This window comes from Pectobacterium punjabense (assembly GCF_012427845.1).
In the GTDB taxonomy this organism is placed as follows: Bacteria; Pseudomonadota; Gammaproteobacteria; order Enterobacterales; family Enterobacteriaceae; genus Pectobacterium; species Pectobacterium punjabense.
This window is the reverse complement of sequence record NZ_CP038498.1, coordinates 2,884,103-2,898,668: the sequence shown is the minus strand read 5'-3', so window position 1 is coordinate 2,898,668 and position 14,566 is coordinate 2,884,103. Positions and strand designations below refer to the sequence as shown.

Sequence of the window (14,566 nt, the reverse complement as noted above, 5' to 3'; positions counted from 1 at the left end):
GTTTTACTGTGAAATTATGTCGTTTTTTAGCTGTACGAGTTCAGGTAAGAGGCCGATCAGCAGGCCGATTTGCTGAATAATTAATGGTTCTTTACTGTCTGACTCAAGTGAAAGGGATTGAATGCCGGTGGCAATAGCTTTCAATCCCTGATTGATTCGTAGACTGTCCTCTTCCCGACAGTGTAGCGCGTCGTCAACATGACACACGGCATCATCCAGAAATTGCAGCGTTTCCGATGAAGCTATTTTCCCACGGTGTGCGCCGAGCGTTGAGATATAACTTAATAACGTATGATTCAGGCACATGAAGCGGAATGCATTGTCCAGCTTGTTCTTGGTGGTGTGAGGCTCAGAGGACATATTTGACACAACCGATGCCAATTCTGCGTCGCAATTATGCGCATCGCGACGGGCAATACGATAAGGCAAACTATTATCTTTCCCCTGATGATATTGAATCATGATCGCGTCAAGATAGCGGCAATTGGCATTTAATGTTTTATTAATAACGGTAGGCAGGCCGCGGAAACGCCAATCTGGCCAAATAAAACTCACTGCCGCCCATGCGATGGCGCAACCCAACAAGGTATCAATAATACGTGGTACCGCGACGTCAAAGCCTTCGCCCAACAGGTTGAAACAAAGTAGGACAAGCAGCGTAATAAACATGGTCGCATGTGCGTATTGCACGTTACGAAAGGCAAAGAAGAGTACACCGCTAATGACGATCAGCGTGAGTTGTCCTTCCTGTGAAGGGACGAAGTACAGGATAGGAAGGCCGATTAAAATACCGGTCAATGTCCCGATAACCCTCAACGTCAGTCGTCTCCGGGTTGCGTTATAGTTGGGCTGGCAAACAAATAGGCTGGTCAGCAAAATCCAATAACCGTGTTGCAAACCCGTTATCTGAATCAACGCGTAGCCGCTACAGAGTAAGACTGACATGCGGATGGCATGGCGAAACAGCGCCGACTGTGGTGTTAGATGGCGGCTAATGCGTAAACGGATATCGCTCCAACCCGTGATGTTGTCATCGGCTAGCGTGTTTTCTGGATTGTTTTCTTGCTCAATGCTCTGCTCGGATTCGATGGTCGATAATTGCGCATCAATAGCACGCAGATTATTCAATAAATAAGTGAGTGCCTTAATTTGTGCGGGATCCGCCATGTTGTTGGCAGCGACGCGCGCAATAGCGGATTCAAGATGCACAAAAGCTCGCTCAATGCGGCTGTCATGCTGATATTTTTGGTGCAGCAGAATGGATTGCGATAACTTCTGGCAGGCTTTGGCTTGCATGCTTAGCAGACGTTGAAAGCGAAATAGGACGTCGCTATAGCGCAGTTTTTCACGCAACTGTGGATAGTAAACATGCGAAGAACTGGCACGTTCGTGAATATCCTGGGCGACAAAATAGTAGTGCAGTGTTTGGCGTGTTCCTCGCTGTCCGCGATCGCCACGCAGGCGCGTTAACAATGATGATTTGGTTTGGTTGAGCATCGCAACCAGTTGGCTGTTTGCCATGGCAACATCAATAAGGGGCTTGTCAGTTTCTTCTTCAATATCGGGATCGAATAGGTTGGCTTTTGCATCTAAGTAGCGAGCTAACTGTTGATAACACTGTGCGAGATTATCCTGCAACGGGCGGATCGGGAAGAGTAGATGTCCGAATAGCGTCAGCAGATTATACCAGGAGGCTCCGATCAAGAGCATGATGGGCTGCTGATACCAATTGTCGTAAAGGGATATTCCTAGCATGGTGTAAATCGCGATCAGCAGTGCACCGAATGCGATTGTCGCATAGCGCTGCCCTAATGCGCCGAGCAGGATAAAACCGCAGGTTGATACCGCCAGACCAATGCCGAATAGCCACGGATAAGGAAAAAGCAATTCGATCGAAACGGAAGCAACAAAAAAACAGGACAGCGTAATAAATAAATTACGTAACCGTCCGGTGAGGCGATCGTCGAGGTCGGTAAGAGCCGCGGCGACAACCCCCAGAGTGACCGGAATTGTTGATGTTGGCTGACCTAGCCACCAGGGAACGGCCGCTGCACCACTGAGTGCAATAAGGATGCGGATGCTATACAGCCAACTGCTGTTATAGACATAGCGACGAATTCCTGGGGCGAAGGTGAGCAACGTAATATCCTTAGATGCCGTTAGCGATAGTGACGACGGGCATTATTTTCCCGCGCAGCCTGCGCGAGCTCGACGGAAACCACGCGACGTCCGACAGGCCATAGCGCGATGGCAGCAATTTTAAAATTAGCGATGCCGACTGGAATGCCAATGATCGTAATACATTGAGCGATACCGGTAATGATATGCGATAGGCAAAGCCACCAGCCAAAGAAAATGAACCAGAAGATATTAAGTAGAGAACCGCCAGCGCTAAGAATGGCGCTCTTTTCATTGGGGCGTAACGCATCAACATGGATGGCTTCACTGCCATAAGGAAAAAGCGACAATTTGGTGATTTCCCAGCATGAGCGTGTTAGCGGCAAAGTGAAGATCAGCAGCACGCTGACGACGGTTGCCAGAAGCCAGGCTAATGTGGTGAAAAAGCCGCCCAGTACGAAATTAAGGATGTTCAACGCAGTACGCATAGTTTCTCCTGTGCTTGCAAGGTAACCAAACTTGCTGATGGTAAAAGAATTATCACATTAAGCATCAGGATATCCTAACCTGTTTTTAAGGCTAGAGCGTGAAGTCCGATAACGGGTAAACTAGGAAACTGAGAAACGCTAACAAATGTACCAATGTCCCTCTCACATAGTCATGGCGCGAACATCATGGAACTGAAATCTACCTCATTAGGTAAACATCTGGCTCAGCATCCTTACAACCGGGTGCGGTTACTGAATGCCGGTGTCGAAGTGAGTGGCGATAAACATGAATACCTGATTCCTTTTAATCAGTTGCTGAATATTCACTGTAAAAGAGGGCTGGTGTGGGGTGAGCTGGAATTTGAATTGCCAGCCGGAAAAGTGGTGCGTTTGCATGGTACTGAGTGGCAGGAAACGCAGGCTTTTTACCGCCATCTTCTCAAATCCTGGCTTGGCTGGAGCGAGGAGATGAGCCTGATCTGTGCTGAGGTTTTGCTGCGTCAAATGGACAGTATCCATACACTGACGCAGCAGGATAAATGGTTTAGTCGTCAGGCTCTATCAACGTTGCAGAGTGCTATCCGCAATTCGCTGGAGTCTCTGCCTCTTCCTCTTGCTCGCCTTGATTCCTTTGATAACTGCCGTGATAACTACCAACATTGCCTGCGTTGGCTTGAGCAGGGTGACGAGATGCGCACTGCGACGAACCAGGCATGGACGGATCGCACGTTGGCGGCAGAGCAGACTTTCTTTGAAACGGTAGAGAGTTCGCCATTAAATGTGTCTCAGAGCAAAGCCGTGATGAATGGCGAAGAGGGCGTGCTAGTGTTGGCAGGGGCAGGCAGTGGTAAAACGTCCGTGCTGGTGGCTCGTGCAGCCTGGCTAATGCATCGTCAAGAAGCGGCGCCCGATCAGATTTTGCTGCTGGCATTTGGCCGTAAAGCGGCAGACGAGATGAACGAGCGCATTCAGGAACGGCTCCATACGGATGAGATTCAGGCTAAGACATTCCATGCGCTGGCATTGCACATCATTCAGCAGGCTAGCCGTAAGGCACCGATGGTAAGCCAGCTTGAAAGTGATGCAAAACAGCGCCGCGAGCTGTTGATTTCACACTGGCAGCAGCAATGCGCCGAGAAAAAAACGCAGGCTAATGGTTGGCGTCGTTGGTTAACGGAAGAGCTGGAGTGGGATGTGCCAGATGGCGATTTCTGGAACGATTCGAAGCTGGCGGCTCGGTTGGCTGGACGACTTGAGCGCTGGCTGGGATTGATGCGTATGCACGGTGGTAGCCAGAGCGAAATGGTGGAACAAGCGCCAGAATCGATTAGGACTGAATTTCAGCAACGTATTCGCCTGATGGCACCGTTATTGAAAGCCTGGAAAAAAGCGCTTAAGGACGAAAACGCAGTCGACTTCTCCGGCCTTATCCATCAGGCTGTGAACTTGCTGGATAAAGGACGTTTTGTCAGTCCCTGGAAACATATTCTGGTCGATGAATTTCAGGATATTTCACCACAGCGCGCGAGTTTGCTTGCTGCGCTGCGGCGACAAAATAGCCGTACCTGCCTGTTTGCCGTAGGGGATGACTGGCAGGCAATCTATCGTTTCAGCGGTGCGGAATTGGCGTTGACGACGGGCTTCGAACAGCATTTTGGCGTAGGTGAACAGTGCGCGCTAGATACGACCTATCGCTTTAATGAACGCATTGGTGAAATTGCCAACACGTTCATCCAACAGAATCCGTATCAGTTGAAGAAACCGCTTAATAGCTTGAGCAAGGGGGATAAAAAAGCGGTGACTATCCTACCTCAGGAACAGCTTGAACCACTCTTGGATAAGTTGAGCGGTTTTGCTAAAGCCGATGAGCGTATTCTCGTGCTTGCTCGTTATCACCATTTGCGCCCTGCTATTTTAGAGAAGGCTGCGACCAAATGGCCGAATTTACATATTGATTTCATGACGGTGCATGCCAGTAAAGGTCAGCAGGCTGAGTATGTCATTATTGTAGGGATGCATGAGGGTAAAGATGGGTTCCCGGCTCCGGCAAGAGAATCTGTGATTGAGGCAGCGCTGTTACCTGAGCCAGAGAATTTTCCCGATGCGGAAGAGCGTCGCTTACTGTATGTCGCGTTGACGAGAGCAAAGCATCGCGTCTGGCTGTTACAGGATACGACAACTCCCTCAGTGTTTGTTGAGCATCTTCAGCGCTTAGGCGTGCCAGCACAGCGTAAGCCTGGATAACGGAAAATAGAGAAGTAGAACAGTAGAGGCCAGCGTCGGGTGTGCAACTCGCCGCTGGTCTATTTCTATGTGTTAGCGCTATTTGAGGCGGTCTTGCAGGTAGCGCTGATAATCGGGGATAGTTATCTGCACCGGTTCTTTAAATAGCGCAGAATTAACCAGAAAATCCGCCGTTGCACGGTTGGTGGCAACCGGAATGTTCCAGACGGTCGCGAGCCTCAGCAGCGCTTTTACATCGGGATCGTGTGGTACGGCGTTAAGTGGGTCCCAAAAGAAGATCATTAAATCAATTTTCCCTTCGGAGATGAGTGCACCAACTTGCTGGTCGCCCCCCATCGGCCCACTCAGCATGCTTTTTACGGGCAGACCCGTATTTAACTGAATCAGGTTCCCGGTAGTACCGGTGGCGTAAAGCGTGTGCTCTTTGAGCTGTTCTTTATTCGTACCAACCCAATCCAGCAAGGATTGTTTACAGTGGTCGTGTGCTACCAGCGCAATATGTTTTTGCGCAGGGGTGGTACGGGTGGTGAACTCCATGGTTACGTCCTTCAATCTGGTGTAGTAAAGCTGACGCTAGGGTACAGACAGATTACGGAAACGCTGTTTCAGTGCAAAGCAATAAAAGCAGGAAAAGGCGAACGGGTATCAAAAATCTGATGTGACTGCGCGTTAAATCACCAGGTTACGGATTCATTCAGCGCGCTAGCAAAACCAGCAACTGAAGCCCCTTTTGCTGCTGCGTTGTATTCCGACATTTTTCGCTCTATATCGAGTAGCTCATTGTCTGCGATTACAAGCGCATCGGTACGCACGGGGATAGCCTGATTTTTTTCATCAAGCAATTGATATTGGGGAAGGGCCGTGAAGTTTTTGCGATCCTGAAGGGTTTGCAGCGGCGGTAGCTTAAATGACACCGAAGCCACTTTTTCGGTGTTAAAGGTCGCAATAAATGTTGAAGGAAAATAGGTCGCTGGTGCGCCAGTCTGAGTATCAACAGTATCGACAACTTTGAACAAGATCTGATGTTGTCCACTGCCAAGCGCGAGGCTATCGGCACCCTTTAGCAACGAGCCTGACATCCTCTGCCCGTCAACCATCAGGAGATCGATTTTCTGATCTAATTTCAACGTTGTTGCCGCAATTGCCGAGGTGCTTAAACCTGCAATAAAAAGGCAGACAGTGATGAAGCCGAATTTCATAATTTTCTCAGATGGTACGTCATTCGGGTATTGTTGAGGAATTGTCTGAATGTGTCAAAGGTTTCAATTTGAAACAGGCTGTTATGGCATTTTTCGTGCCATGCTGCATTAGGTCACGGGTGCTGTAAGTCATTTCACGCCATTCGTTGAATGTAAGATACACTGTAATAAATCACGCAAGAGAGGCTGAATAGCATGAATGACAGTGATATTGAATCGGTACTGAAAACGGTAAAAACCATTGCGTTAGTGGGTGCCAGCGATAAACCGTCCCGTCCAAGTTATGGTGTCATGGCCTATTTACTTGAGCAGGGCTATAACGTCATCCCCGTCAGCCCTAAGCTGGCTGGTCAGACGCTCTTGGGACAAAAAGCGTATTCCAGTTTGGCAGACATCCCTAACCCTGTTGATATGGTTGATGTTTTTCGTCAGCCAGAGGCAGCCTATGAGGTGGCTAAAGAGGCTATCGCCATCGGCGCTACCGTCCTATGGTTGCAGATTGGCGTCATTAATGAGCAAGCGGCAATTTTGGCTCACGATGCAGGGTTGAAAGTTGTGATGGATCGTTGCCCGAAAATTGAAATCCCACGACTGGGTTTGGATAAATAAGCTGTAGGCACTGGGCGATGTTGACTATCACAACATCGCCGATGTCTGATTGTAGTGCCAATATTTATTTTTGATGAAACTTAGTGGCGCAACTGGGGGGCTCGGCGTTGAATGACCTCAGCTAATTCATTTAACGAAGGGTGATCGTGCTCGGAAAGCTCTTCCTTCATCAACTGTGCCTCCGCCAAATAAGTATGTATCGGTTGGCCTTCGTCATCTTCCATCACAACGTGATACCACGGTTCAGATCGCGGGGTGTCATTGCCGCTAATTTCTTCCCAGGTGGGCGTTTCTAGTGAATATTCGGGATCGATATCGATAATGACCCCAGGAAACCCTAGAAGCTTATGACGAATCTGTTGTCCGATGCCAAATTTGCTGACGATCATATAACCCCCTGGAAATTGATTATACTTTCTACTCGCTGCGGATTTTGCGGGGAGAGGATAACCGCATCCGATAATGTTTTTAGCGTTCAGAGGTTTTTTCAAGCGATGATGCCATGTGTTCGTTAGTGCATCACTGGCTGAACTCATTATTAACAGTATGGTGTAAATTTTTAGAAGATACAGTCCGGCTAATAAATGTTGTTTGGTGGCTTAGGGGGAAAGTGGGGAAGATGACAACGATAGCGATGGCGGCTTATGTTTATGGTGTGGTTCAGGGGGTCGGTTTTCGTTACAGTACGCAACGTCAGGCAATACAGCTTGGTCTTACTGGGTATGCTCGCAATTGTAATGATGGCAGCGTGGAAGTGGTGGCAAGCGGTGAACCTCATGCGGTAGATGCGTTAATTGAGTGGCTGAAACAAGGGGGCCCACGAAGCGCCAGAGTTGATAGGGTGCTTATTGAGCCGCATGGCAAGATAGACTACGAAGGCTTTGCGATCCGTTATTGAAACGGGGAAGCTAGATGCATTTCACTGGTTTGGGTAAGCCCGCTATCTTGGTTGCTTGTTTTGCCGGCCCTTTTGGAAACAGTTTATACAGATAGCGGCTATTTCCTTTCTCTTCACCGTACTTTTGTGCCATTGCTTTAACTAACATGCGTATAGCGGGTGAGGTGTTAAACTCCTGATAAAAATTCCGCACGAATCGGACGACTTCCCAATGTGGTTCTGTCAACGCGATGCCTTCCTGTTCAGCTAACACGAGAGCCAATGCTTCACTCCACGTCGTGCTGTCCATCAGGTAACCCTGTGCGTCTGTTGCGATCGTTCGCCCTTCAAACTCCAACATCTTCTCTCCGACTGCGGTATCTCAGCCGTAGTTTAACAAACTTTTCGCGATGTACCTGAATAAAAAACACCCTGTCAGCGTACTGCTCACAGGGTGGAATGATTATCTCATTAGTGCACCCGCTGAGCTTTTCTCAGTGCGGGACTTACTACCTTTAGTCGTTGCGCATGATGCCCAAGATGCTCAACAGGCTAACGAAGATATTGTATATCGCGACATACAGGCTAACTGTTGCACGGATGTAGTTGGTTTCGCCGCCGTGGATGATGTTACTGGTCTCCCACAGGATGGCGCCTGCTGAGAACAGAATAAACAGGGCGCTGATTGCCAAATGCAATGCCGGAATCTGTAAGAACAGATTAGCAATGACGGCAACAATCAGAACAACAAAACCTGCCATCATCATGCCAGACAGGAAGGACATATCCTTACGCGTGGTTAAGACATAGGCTGAGCAGCAGAAGAACACCAGCGCCGTACCGCCAAGCGCCAGCATGACAATGTCACCTGCACCGGAAGAAATCAGTGAGCTTAATATCGGGCCCAGCGTATAACCCATAAATCCAGTCAGTGCGAATGCCGCCAAAATACCGGCAGGGCTGTTCGCTAGTTTATGTGTCAGGAACATCAGACCATAAAACCCAACGAGCATCAGAATTAAACCTGGTGCGGGCAGGTTAAGTACAGTACTTGCCGTTGCGGTAACGGCGGAAAAACCCAGTGTTAGCGACAGCAGGAAATAGGTATTGCGCAGCACTTTGTGAGTGCTGAGTAACGAACTTTCACGGGTAGAAGAAACAACAATACGATCCATATCAGCGACTCTCTCTCTTCAGGGTGCTATTATTCAATGTCAAAGAATAAATAGTTTCAAGACGTTATTAAAGATGGTTTACCCTTCTTTACGCTGCAAATTCGCCATACTCCGTACCTGCATTCGTGTTTTACCCTGTCATTCTTATGATGGTGGGGATAAATTGCTCTATTTTGTGTGCCTCGTGACTATTTTACGCACAATTACGCTGTGTTAGATTGTTTTTCAGGCAATTGAGCGCCGTGATGCTTTACAAGATCCCACACACTGTTTATAGTTCGCGTCATTGCGGAGGAGTGGCCGAGTGGTTGAAGGCACCGGTCTTGAAAACCGGCGACGCGAAAGTGTTCTAGAGTTCGAATCTCTACTCCTCCGCCACAAAATTCAACGGGTTAGCTTAGGCTAGCCCGTTTTCGTTTCTGCTGTCGAATCCGATATAGTCTTTTTTTATTGTGGCGTTGTCATCTCTGCCAGAGTCGGCGTGTGCTAAGTGGTTTAAACCTGTGCGTGAATTATTCATCGCTTGTTTATTCTGAAATGAATACTAACGATTAGCAAAAAATAAATATATGTCATTTCGGGGTTTTAATATGTTCATCCATAATGAACAAAAATAGGGCAATGAATGTATTTCATTCTTCCAACCCTGCCTATTCATTATCGATATGATGCCGTTGATTAAATAAAATAGTCTCTCGATAATACGAGAATATTACCGAGTTGATGGTCGAATGTATTGACGGGACATTAAATAAGAAAGTCGTCCTGAGTTTTATAAACCACTAACTCCAGCAATGCGCGATATCTTTCCTGAAAAGCGATATTGGCCTCTTTTTCAATTTTGTTCACTAATTTAGCAATGATAGCCTTGTTACTAACGGAATGGCCGGATTGAATGATTTCTTCCACTATGTTGCCGAGTATCTCCATATCACTAGCCTGAGAATCAAGGCCAGGATCACCCGATGTGGGGTGCTCGTTTTGGGACACCTCTGGATGCATGACCTCTCCTCACTTTCACACTTTGGGCTGAGTTTACGCACACTGTCAGACAGCGTTAATACACCATCCACCAAGTGTGAAGACACGGTTAGTTAACTTTAGCGCATCACGCGCATAAAACCAGTCAAGATGATAAATAAACACAGCATTACCCAGCCGCTTGTACGAGCGTGAAAGGATGACGGCGATCAATGGTCAGGTGAATAAATATGAATTTGCTATTTCTCACCAATAATATGTCTGGAATAATTATACGAGATGACATGACTTCAATAAGTTAAACATGACGGGATGCTCGGAGGTTGAGGAAAAAATTAGCTGAACATAAAGACTGTTAATGTATTTGAGCTCGTCTTGTAGCCCTTTATCTGTACAAGGTGGTGACCTTTTCCTGTGGCACATATCGTTTTATCAAAAATGTCTTTTTATCAAAAACAGTGCGGTAGTTTACCTGGAGCGTTGGCATGCAGAAGATTAGAGCAAAAGCAGTTTGTCTTTTCCGAAACCATAACAAAATTCTATTAGCTGAAGGGTATGACCCTATAAAAGATGAGCATTATGTGTTGCCACTCGGCGGTGGCATTGAATTTGGAGAGTCGTCACAGGCGGCTGCGGAGAGAGAAGTTCAGGAGGAAATTAGCGCAGCGACCAAGGACTTTTCGCTATTGGGTGTTTCAGAAAATATCTTTTCCTACAATGGCAAGGCAGGGCATGAAATTGTCTTTGTCTATGAAGCTCGTTTTCAGGATGAAATGCTTTATCAGCAAGATATCATTCATGGCATAGAGACAAATGGCGTTCCGATCGTTACCCGCTGGTTTGATATTGATTTGCTGCGTTCCGGGAAAATCAACTTTTATCCTCATGGTATAGTGGACATGATCTAGCTGGTATCGAACGGCCAGGATGATGGCTCGGTACTGCCTGTGTGATGATGAAATGCTGATATTAAGCGCCGAAAAAGGAAACAAAATGCACGTATTAATGGTCATTGATATGCAGAATGCCGTGTTTGCAACGCCGAGAGCGCGACAGGCGCAGACGGTTGCATTGATAAACCAACTTTCAGGCGCAGCAGACCAGACGATTTTTATTCAGCATGAAGGGGACAGTATGTTGTCAGGCAGTGACGGATGGCAATTATTACCTGAGCTCCATCAACCCGAAGGCAGTTTGTTTGTTACTAAAACGGCATGCGACGCGTTTTATCGTACGCCGTTAGCTGATGTGCTGGCTGAATTGAATGTTAACCACCTCACGATTTGTGGGTGTGCGACGGATTATTGTGTTGATGCAACCATTAAAAATGCAGCCAGCCGGGGCTATGCGTTGACGATTGCAGCCGATGCACACACGACGGCCAATCGTGGTGAACTGAAAGCAGAACAGTTAATCACGCACTACAACGAGGTGTGGCGGAATTTTATTATTCCTGGCAACACGATTACGCTAGAAACAACGGAACACATCGTTGCTTCATGGAAGATGAGCCGCTAACGCCATGTTGAATATCATTTCTATCCGAAATCGCCCCGAATACAAAGAACGGGCGATCCATTATTTCCAACGGCACTGGGCATCAAAGGAAACGTTGATGCTTTATGAAGACTGTATTAGTCACTGTATTAATGCCGAAAACCCACTGCCTGATTGGTATTTGTTGGAAAAGGATGGACTCATTATTGGTGGTGCGGGGTTAGTTACCAATGATTTCATTAGCCGTATGGATCTTTATCCCTGGTTGTGTGCGCTTTACATTGAAGAGAGCCACCGTGGGAAGGGGTATGCGGGGCAATTGATCGAACACCTTACTCAGGAAACTCGGCGTGTTGGTTTTTCTACGCTGCATCTGTGCACTGAGTTGTTCGGCTTTTATGAGCGATATGGCTTCCACTTTACTGGAATGGGCTATCACCCTTGGGGAGAGTCGTCACGCATCTATACCCGATCGCTTTAAAGCCAATCGGCGGTGAGCTAACGTGCATTTTATGCGCCCATTAGGTTAAAAATTGCGGGCAACATGCGTAAAAGTGAACGGGATCATATTCTGCTGACGACGAGCAGACTACGCTTCTTACATACTGACAGATAATCAGTTATCCACGTAAGGAGAGGTGATTATGTACACAAGCATCCTGGTGCCAGTAGATATAGAAGAAGATGAACTCACCAAACACGCGCTTACGCATGCGGTCAGGTTGGCCAAAATGTCGGGTGCTGCAATACACCTCTTTCACTCCCTTCCTGATGCGTCAGCATTTTTATCTGCTTATTCCTTTGGAATAAAAGAGTTTGAGAATGAGGCCGTGGTGAAAGCGAATGACAAGCTTAAATCACTGATGAAAACGATCGAGCTTCCTGCGTCACGTGTGTCATGCAGTGTTAGTTTTGGTTCGGCCAGAGACGAAGTGCTATCGCTGGCAGAGGAGATTAATGCGGATTTAATTGTAATTGGTTCGCGGCGGCCTGATGTGAAAACCTATTTACTCGGCTCAAATGCTGCCGCCATCGTTCGCCATGCAAAGATGTCAGTATTAGTGGTTCGTTAATTCTTTGTCTAACGCTGCTGCTCATTTGGGGTTGGTGACCGACAGCAGCGTTGTTATACGTCAGTATGACGATCGCAATATTCAACACGTTCGATTAATCGTTCGATCTCACAATCGGAAAATACTTCTATACCATGGTGACGTAGCAACTCGGCGGTAACGCCACTACCAGCCATTTGCGAACCATCAAATTGTCCGCTGTAGATAATATTGCTGCCACAGGAAGGGCTCCCTTCCGTAAGGAGAGCAAAGCGACAGTTATGTTGTTGTGCCATTTGTAGCGTTAACCATGCTCCCAGAATATAACGTGCGGTCACATCGTTGCCGGTTGCTTCAACAACTCGGGCGCCAGCTTTGATGACGGAACGGTCACCAAAGACCGGAATAATCTCCGCTGAAGGCCTGGGGGTTGAGAAACCCGCAGCTAGTTCCGGGCAAAATGTAATCAACCGCGCCTGTTGTCGCCACTGGGCAAGATAGTCTCCGACAGATTTCTTTTCAGTACCGTTATAGCGCACGGGGAAACCTGATAGACAAGCACTGATCAGAATGTTACTCATCGCGGGGCATTCTCTCTAGAAGGTGAGTATAGGCGTTGCGGCATTGAGTCATTAAACCTGTCATCAGGAAGATAAACGCTTTTAAAAAATGGAGAACAGCAAGACAACGGGAAAGCTCAACGGCCAGGTGAGAGCTACCATTAACGAAGCAAAAAAGCGAATGAATAGGGATTTGTCTTTACTTAACAAGAAAGTAACGATCAAGGAAACGACAAAACCGATCATGTAGGTAAGTTTAATGAGTTCCCATAGGGAGTGATGTGGCACGTTTGTTTCCTTTTATTCTCGCAGCGCCTGCATTTTATGTCGTTAATATTTTATGATCAATTTTTTAACCCATAATGAGTAGTCAGGTAAGACTCTGTTCGGTGGTACTTATTTTGTACTACAGTTAACAACCTCTGCTTAAAGTGAGACCTTCGGTATGAAAATAACGCTGGCTGTTGCGATGGTTTTCGCTGTGACCTTGCTTTCTTTTTCTACACCCAGTATGGCGAAAAATTCTCGGATTTCTGACGAGCAGATCAAAGAAAAGATCATCCAGGCATCGATTTCTGCTTATTCAGGAAATTGCCCTTGTCCTTATAATTCAGCACGTAATGGTAGTCAGTGTGGTAAGCGTAGTGCATGGAGTCGGGCAGGGGGCTATTCGCCAATTTGTTACAAAGGCGATGTGAGCAGAAAAATGATTGACGACTGGAAAATGAAAAACGGAAATAAATAGTCCATGTTAGGGAAATTAAAATAGCGAAATAATAATCTTCTTGCTAAGAAAATAATGGCGTTATTTATGTGACAGAAATATTAAATTTTTATTTCAGTATGGACATTGCTGACTAGGTGTCATAGGTTACTCTTTTACCCCATGAGAAAGGTAATAAAATGAGTGAGATATCTAGCCTGTCCCTGAAAATTTCCCCAGAGCTGAAAGAAAAAATCAAAGCTGCGGCATTGGAAAACGAAGTATCAATCAGTGCGGAAGTCAGTGCTCGGTTACTGCGGAGCTTTGATGAAGGCCATCTAATCTCTGCCTTGTCTCCTGAATCAGTAGACAGCCAAGGGACGGAAGAGGTGGGTACAGAAGCGCCATTGACGCAAAAAGAACTCAAAAAACTTCGGGAATTGCTGAAAGGTAAATCCAAAGTAACGTCTAAGAAAAAGTAATGCTGGAATATGACTCGGCTCTCTGAGCAGCGTAAACATAAATAAAAACATTAAATCACCCAGCCATCTTGATGAAAAGATGGCTGGGTGAGTCTTTTTTTACCCAAGGTGTGATGTTCTTATAGAAAGTGAACCTGATTGTAAGGAGGGTTACCGTATATCATTCGTTTACTTCCATCTCTATTTCCTGCCCGCGCTATAATATCAATTCAAGTGGTTTTTGTTTTAATTTATGACAAATTGTTATTATTTGTTTTTGGGTTTATTGTTACATTCAAAATGCAATATTTCTGTTTATTTAAAATGCTTATATCTTATAAATAGATAGATTTTTGTAAAATGATCGATTAAATAGATATGAATACCATAAGTTAGAAAATATAAAGATTATCTACAAAAGGCCGATACCGCCTTCGGCGTTAGGAAGATTTGCTCTGACTTGTATTGGTATTTGTCGTTGCTATTCAACCATAATTTTAGTGACGGTAATTCTCCCAAATTTTATGGGACGTGAGTAGATAAAAGTCAGGCGGCCACGCCACGATGCCTGTGGTTTGATGAGCATATCTACTTGCATATTG

At 46.4% G+C, this 14,566-nt stretch carries 19 protein-coding genes and 1 tRNA gene; 10 read left to right on the top strand and 10 right to left on the bottom strand.

Features of this window, described 5'->3' with window-relative positions; genetic code table 11:
* Positions 1 to 3 precede the first annotated feature (3 nt).
* Positions 4 to 2,139, bottom strand: a complete 2,136-nt coding sequence (gene yccS / locus E2566_RS13105; RefSeq protein WP_107167739.1) for a YccS family putative transporter — start codon at positions 2,137 to 2,139, stop codon at positions 4 to 6.
* Between the two features lie 20 nt (positions 2,140 to 2,159).
* Positions 2,160 to 2,606, bottom strand: a complete 447-nt coding sequence (locus E2566_RS13100; RefSeq protein ID WP_107167738.1) for a YccF domain-containing protein — start codon at positions 2,604 to 2,606, stop codon at positions 2,160 to 2,162.
* 186 nt (positions 2,607 to 2,792) lie between these two features.
* On the opposite strand from E2566_RS13100, the gene helD reads away from it, so the two are divergent.
* Positions 2,793 to 4,850, top strand: coding sequence for a DNA helicase IV (gene helD, locus E2566_RS13095; RefSeq protein WP_107167737.1), 2,058 nt, complete (start codon positions 2,793 to 2,795; stop codon positions 4,848 to 4,850).
* A 78-nt stretch (positions 4,851 to 4,928) separates the two neighbouring features.
* Here helD and E2566_RS13090 read toward each other — a convergent pair whose 3' ends face one another.
* Both E2566_RS13090 and E2566_RS13085 read right to left on the bottom strand, forming a co-directional pair.
* Positions 4,929 to 5,387, bottom strand: a complete 459-nt coding sequence (locus tag E2566_RS13090) for a methylglyoxal synthase (RefSeq protein WP_107167736.1) — start codon at positions 5,385 to 5,387, stop codon at positions 4,929 to 4,931.
* 137 nt (positions 5,388 to 5,524) lie between these two features.
* Entirely contained in the window at positions 5,525 to 6,049 is a 525-nt protein-coding gene (locus tag E2566_RS13085) for a DUF2057 family protein (protein WP_014700457.1), read from the bottom strand.
* Positions 6,050 to 6,244: 195 nt separating this feature from the next.
* On the opposite strand from E2566_RS13085, the gene E2566_RS13080 reads away from it, so the two are divergent.
* Positions 6,245 to 6,658 carry a CoA-binding protein gene (locus E2566_RS13080; protein WP_107167735.1) on the top strand — a complete coding sequence of 138 codons (414 nt, stop codon included), beginning with the start codon at positions 6,245 to 6,247 and terminating at the stop codon, positions 6,656 to 6,658.
* An 80-nt stretch (positions 6,659 to 6,738) separates the two neighbouring features.
* Here E2566_RS13080 and hspQ read toward each other — a convergent pair whose 3' ends face one another.
* Positions 6,739 to 7,047: a heat shock protein HspQ gene (gene hspQ, locus E2566_RS13075; RefSeq protein WP_107167734.1), complete on the bottom strand. Its 309-nt coding sequence runs from the start codon at positions 7,045 to 7,047 to the stop codon at positions 6,739 to 6,741.
* 230 nt (positions 7,048 to 7,277) lie between these two features.
* Between hspQ and yccX the strand changes: the two genes are divergently transcribed.
* The gene (yccX, locus tag E2566_RS13070) at positions 7,278 to 7,556 is read left to right on the top strand and encodes an acylphosphatase (RefSeq protein ID WP_107167733.1); all 279 of its coding nucleotides are present in this window, start codon (positions 7,278 to 7,280) and stop codon (positions 7,554 to 7,556) included.
* A gap of 10 nt (positions 7,557 to 7,566) precedes the next feature.
* Here the strand turns inward: yccX and tusE are convergent, their stop codons facing one another.
* Positions 7,567 to 7,896 carry a sulfurtransferase TusE gene (gene tusE / locus E2566_RS13065; protein WP_107167732.1) on the bottom strand — a complete coding sequence of 110 codons (330 nt, stop codon included), beginning with the start codon at positions 7,894 to 7,896 and terminating at the stop codon, positions 7,567 to 7,569.
* Between the two features lie 154 nt (positions 7,897 to 8,050).
* Positions 8,051 to 8,710, bottom strand: coding sequence for an FtsH protease modulator YccA (gene yccA, locus E2566_RS13060; RefSeq protein ID WP_107167731.1), 660 nt, complete (start codon positions 8,708 to 8,710; stop codon positions 8,051 to 8,053).
* Between the two features lie 290 nt (positions 8,711 to 9,000).
* On the opposite strand from yccA, the gene E2566_RS13055 reads away from it, so the two are divergent.
* A tRNA-Ser gene (locus tag E2566_RS13055) sits at positions 9,001 to 9,088 on the top strand.
* 369 nt (positions 9,089 to 9,457) lie between these two features.
* Here the strand turns inward: E2566_RS13055 and E2566_RS13050 are convergent.
* Positions 9,458 to 9,712 carry a biofilm/acid-resistance regulator YmgB/AriR gene (locus E2566_RS13050; RefSeq protein WP_107167730.1) on the bottom strand — a complete coding sequence of 85 codons (255 nt, stop codon included), beginning with the start codon at positions 9,710 to 9,712 and terminating at the stop codon, positions 9,458 to 9,460.
* A 464-nt stretch (positions 9,713 to 10,176) separates the two neighbouring features.
* Here E2566_RS13050 and E2566_RS13045 point away from each other — a divergent pair, with 464 nt between their 5' ends.
* The 4 genes from E2566_RS13045 to E2566_RS13030 all read left to right on the top strand — a co-directional run bounded on the left by E2566_RS13045 (position 10,177) and on the right by E2566_RS13030 (position 12,261).
* The gene (locus E2566_RS13045; protein ID WP_107167729.1) at positions 10,177 to 10,599 is read left to right on the top strand and encodes an NUDIX hydrolase; all 423 of its coding nucleotides are present in this window, start codon (positions 10,177 to 10,179) and stop codon (positions 10,597 to 10,599) included.
* Positions 10,600 to 10,684: 85 nt separating this feature from the next.
* Positions 10,685 to 11,209, top strand: coding sequence for an isochorismatase family protein (locus tag E2566_RS13040; protein WP_107167810.1), 525 nt, complete (start codon positions 10,685 to 10,687; stop codon positions 11,207 to 11,209).
* Between the two features lie 4 nt (positions 11,210 to 11,213).
* Positions 11,214 to 11,669: a GNAT family N-acetyltransferase gene (locus E2566_RS13035; RefSeq protein WP_107167728.1), complete on the top strand. Its 456-nt coding sequence runs from the start codon at positions 11,214 to 11,216 to the stop codon at positions 11,667 to 11,669.
* Positions 11,670 to 11,832: 163 nt separating this feature from the next.
* On the top strand, positions 11,833 to 12,261 hold the full coding sequence (locus E2566_RS13030) for a universal stress protein (RefSeq protein ID WP_107167727.1): 429 nt from the start codon (positions 11,833 to 11,835) through the stop codon (positions 12,259 to 12,261).
* A 53-nt stretch (positions 12,262 to 12,314) separates the two neighbouring features.
* Here the strand turns inward: E2566_RS13030 and E2566_RS13025 are convergent, their stop codons facing one another.
* Positions 12,315 to 12,821: a 2-thiouracil desulfurase family protein gene (locus tag E2566_RS13025; protein WP_107167726.1), complete on the bottom strand. Its 507-nt coding sequence runs from the start codon at positions 12,819 to 12,821 to the stop codon at positions 12,315 to 12,317.
* Between the two features lie 81 nt (positions 12,822 to 12,902).
* Entirely contained in the window at positions 12,903 to 13,088 is a 186-nt protein-coding gene (locus E2566_RS13020) for a GhoT/OrtT family toxin (RefSeq protein WP_107167725.1), read from the bottom strand.
* A 157-nt stretch (positions 13,089 to 13,245) separates the two neighbouring features.
* Between E2566_RS13020 and E2566_RS13015 the strand changes: the two genes are divergently transcribed.
* Together E2566_RS13015 and E2566_RS13010 are read left to right on the top strand one after the other, a co-directional pair.
* Positions 13,246 to 13,545 carry a hypothetical protein gene (locus E2566_RS13015; protein ID WP_107167724.1) on the top strand — a complete coding sequence of 100 codons (300 nt, stop codon included), beginning with the start codon at positions 13,246 to 13,248 and terminating at the stop codon, positions 13,543 to 13,545.
* A gap of 158 nt (positions 13,546 to 13,703) precedes the next feature.
* On the top strand, positions 13,704 to 13,985 hold the full coding sequence (locus tag E2566_RS13010) for a hypothetical protein (protein WP_107167723.1): 282 nt from the start codon (positions 13,704 to 13,706) through the stop codon (positions 13,983 to 13,985).
* Positions 13,986 to 14,566: the final 581 nt, after the last annotated feature.

Coding starts and splice junctions, on each gene's coding strand:
- E2566_RS13090 (WP_107167736.1), bottom strand. CDS start 5,387: ATGGAGTTCACCACCCGTACCACCCCTGCGCAAAAACATATTGCGCTG.
- E2566_RS13015 (WP_107167724.1), top strand. CDS start 13,246: ATGAAAATAACGCTGGCTGTTGCGATGGTTTTCGCTGTGACCTTGCTT.
- E2566_RS13030 (WP_107167727.1), top strand. CDS start 11,833: ATGTACACAAGCATCCTGGTGCCAGTAGATATAGAAGAAGATGAACTC.
- E2566_RS13035 (WP_107167728.1), top strand. CDS start 11,214: ATGTTGAATATCATTTCTATCCGAAATCGCCCCGAATACAAAGAACGG.
- E2566_RS13010 (WP_107167723.1), top strand. CDS start 13,704: ATGAGTGAGATATCTAGCCTGTCCCTGAAAATTTCCCCAGAGCTGAAA.
- E2566_RS13100 (WP_107167738.1), bottom strand. CDS start 2,606: ATGCGTACTGCGTTGAACATCCTTAATTTCGTACTGGGCGGCTTTTTC.
- E2566_RS13040 (WP_107167810.1), top strand. CDS start 10,685: ATGCACGTATTAATGGTCATTGATATGCAGAATGCCGTGTTTGCAACG.
- E2566_RS13025 (WP_107167726.1), bottom strand. CDS start 12,821: ATGAGTAACATTCTGATCAGTGCTTGTCTATCAGGTTTCCCCGTGCGC.
- E2566_RS13045 (WP_107167729.1), top strand. CDS start 10,177: ATGCAGAAGATTAGAGCAAAAGCAGTTTGTCTTTTCCGAAACCATAAC.
- E2566_RS13085 (WP_014700457.1), bottom strand. CDS start 6,049: ATGAAATTCGGCTTCATCACTGTCTGCCTTTTTATTGCAGGTTTAAGC.
- yccX (WP_107167733.1), top strand. CDS start 7,278: ATGACAACGATAGCGATGGCGGCTTATGTTTATGGTGTGGTTCAGGGG.
- E2566_RS13050 (WP_107167730.1), bottom strand. CDS start 9,712: ATGCATCCAGAGGTGTCCCAAAACGAGCACCCCACATCGGGTGATCCT.
- tusE (WP_107167732.1), bottom strand. CDS start 7,896: ATGTTGGAGTTTGAAGGGCGAACGATCGCAACAGACGCACAGGGTTAC.
- yccA (WP_107167731.1), bottom strand. CDS start 8,710: ATGGATCGTATTGTTGTTTCTTCTACCCGTGAAAGTTCGTTACTCAGC.
- hspQ (WP_107167734.1), bottom strand. CDS start 7,047: ATGATCGTCAGCAAATTTGGCATCGGACAACAGATTCGTCATAAGCTT.
- helD (WP_107167737.1), top strand. CDS start 2,793: ATGGAACTGAAATCTACCTCATTAGGTAAACATCTGGCTCAGCATCCT.
- E2566_RS13080 (WP_107167735.1), top strand. CDS start 6,245: ATGAATGACAGTGATATTGAATCGGTACTGAAAACGGTAAAAACCATT.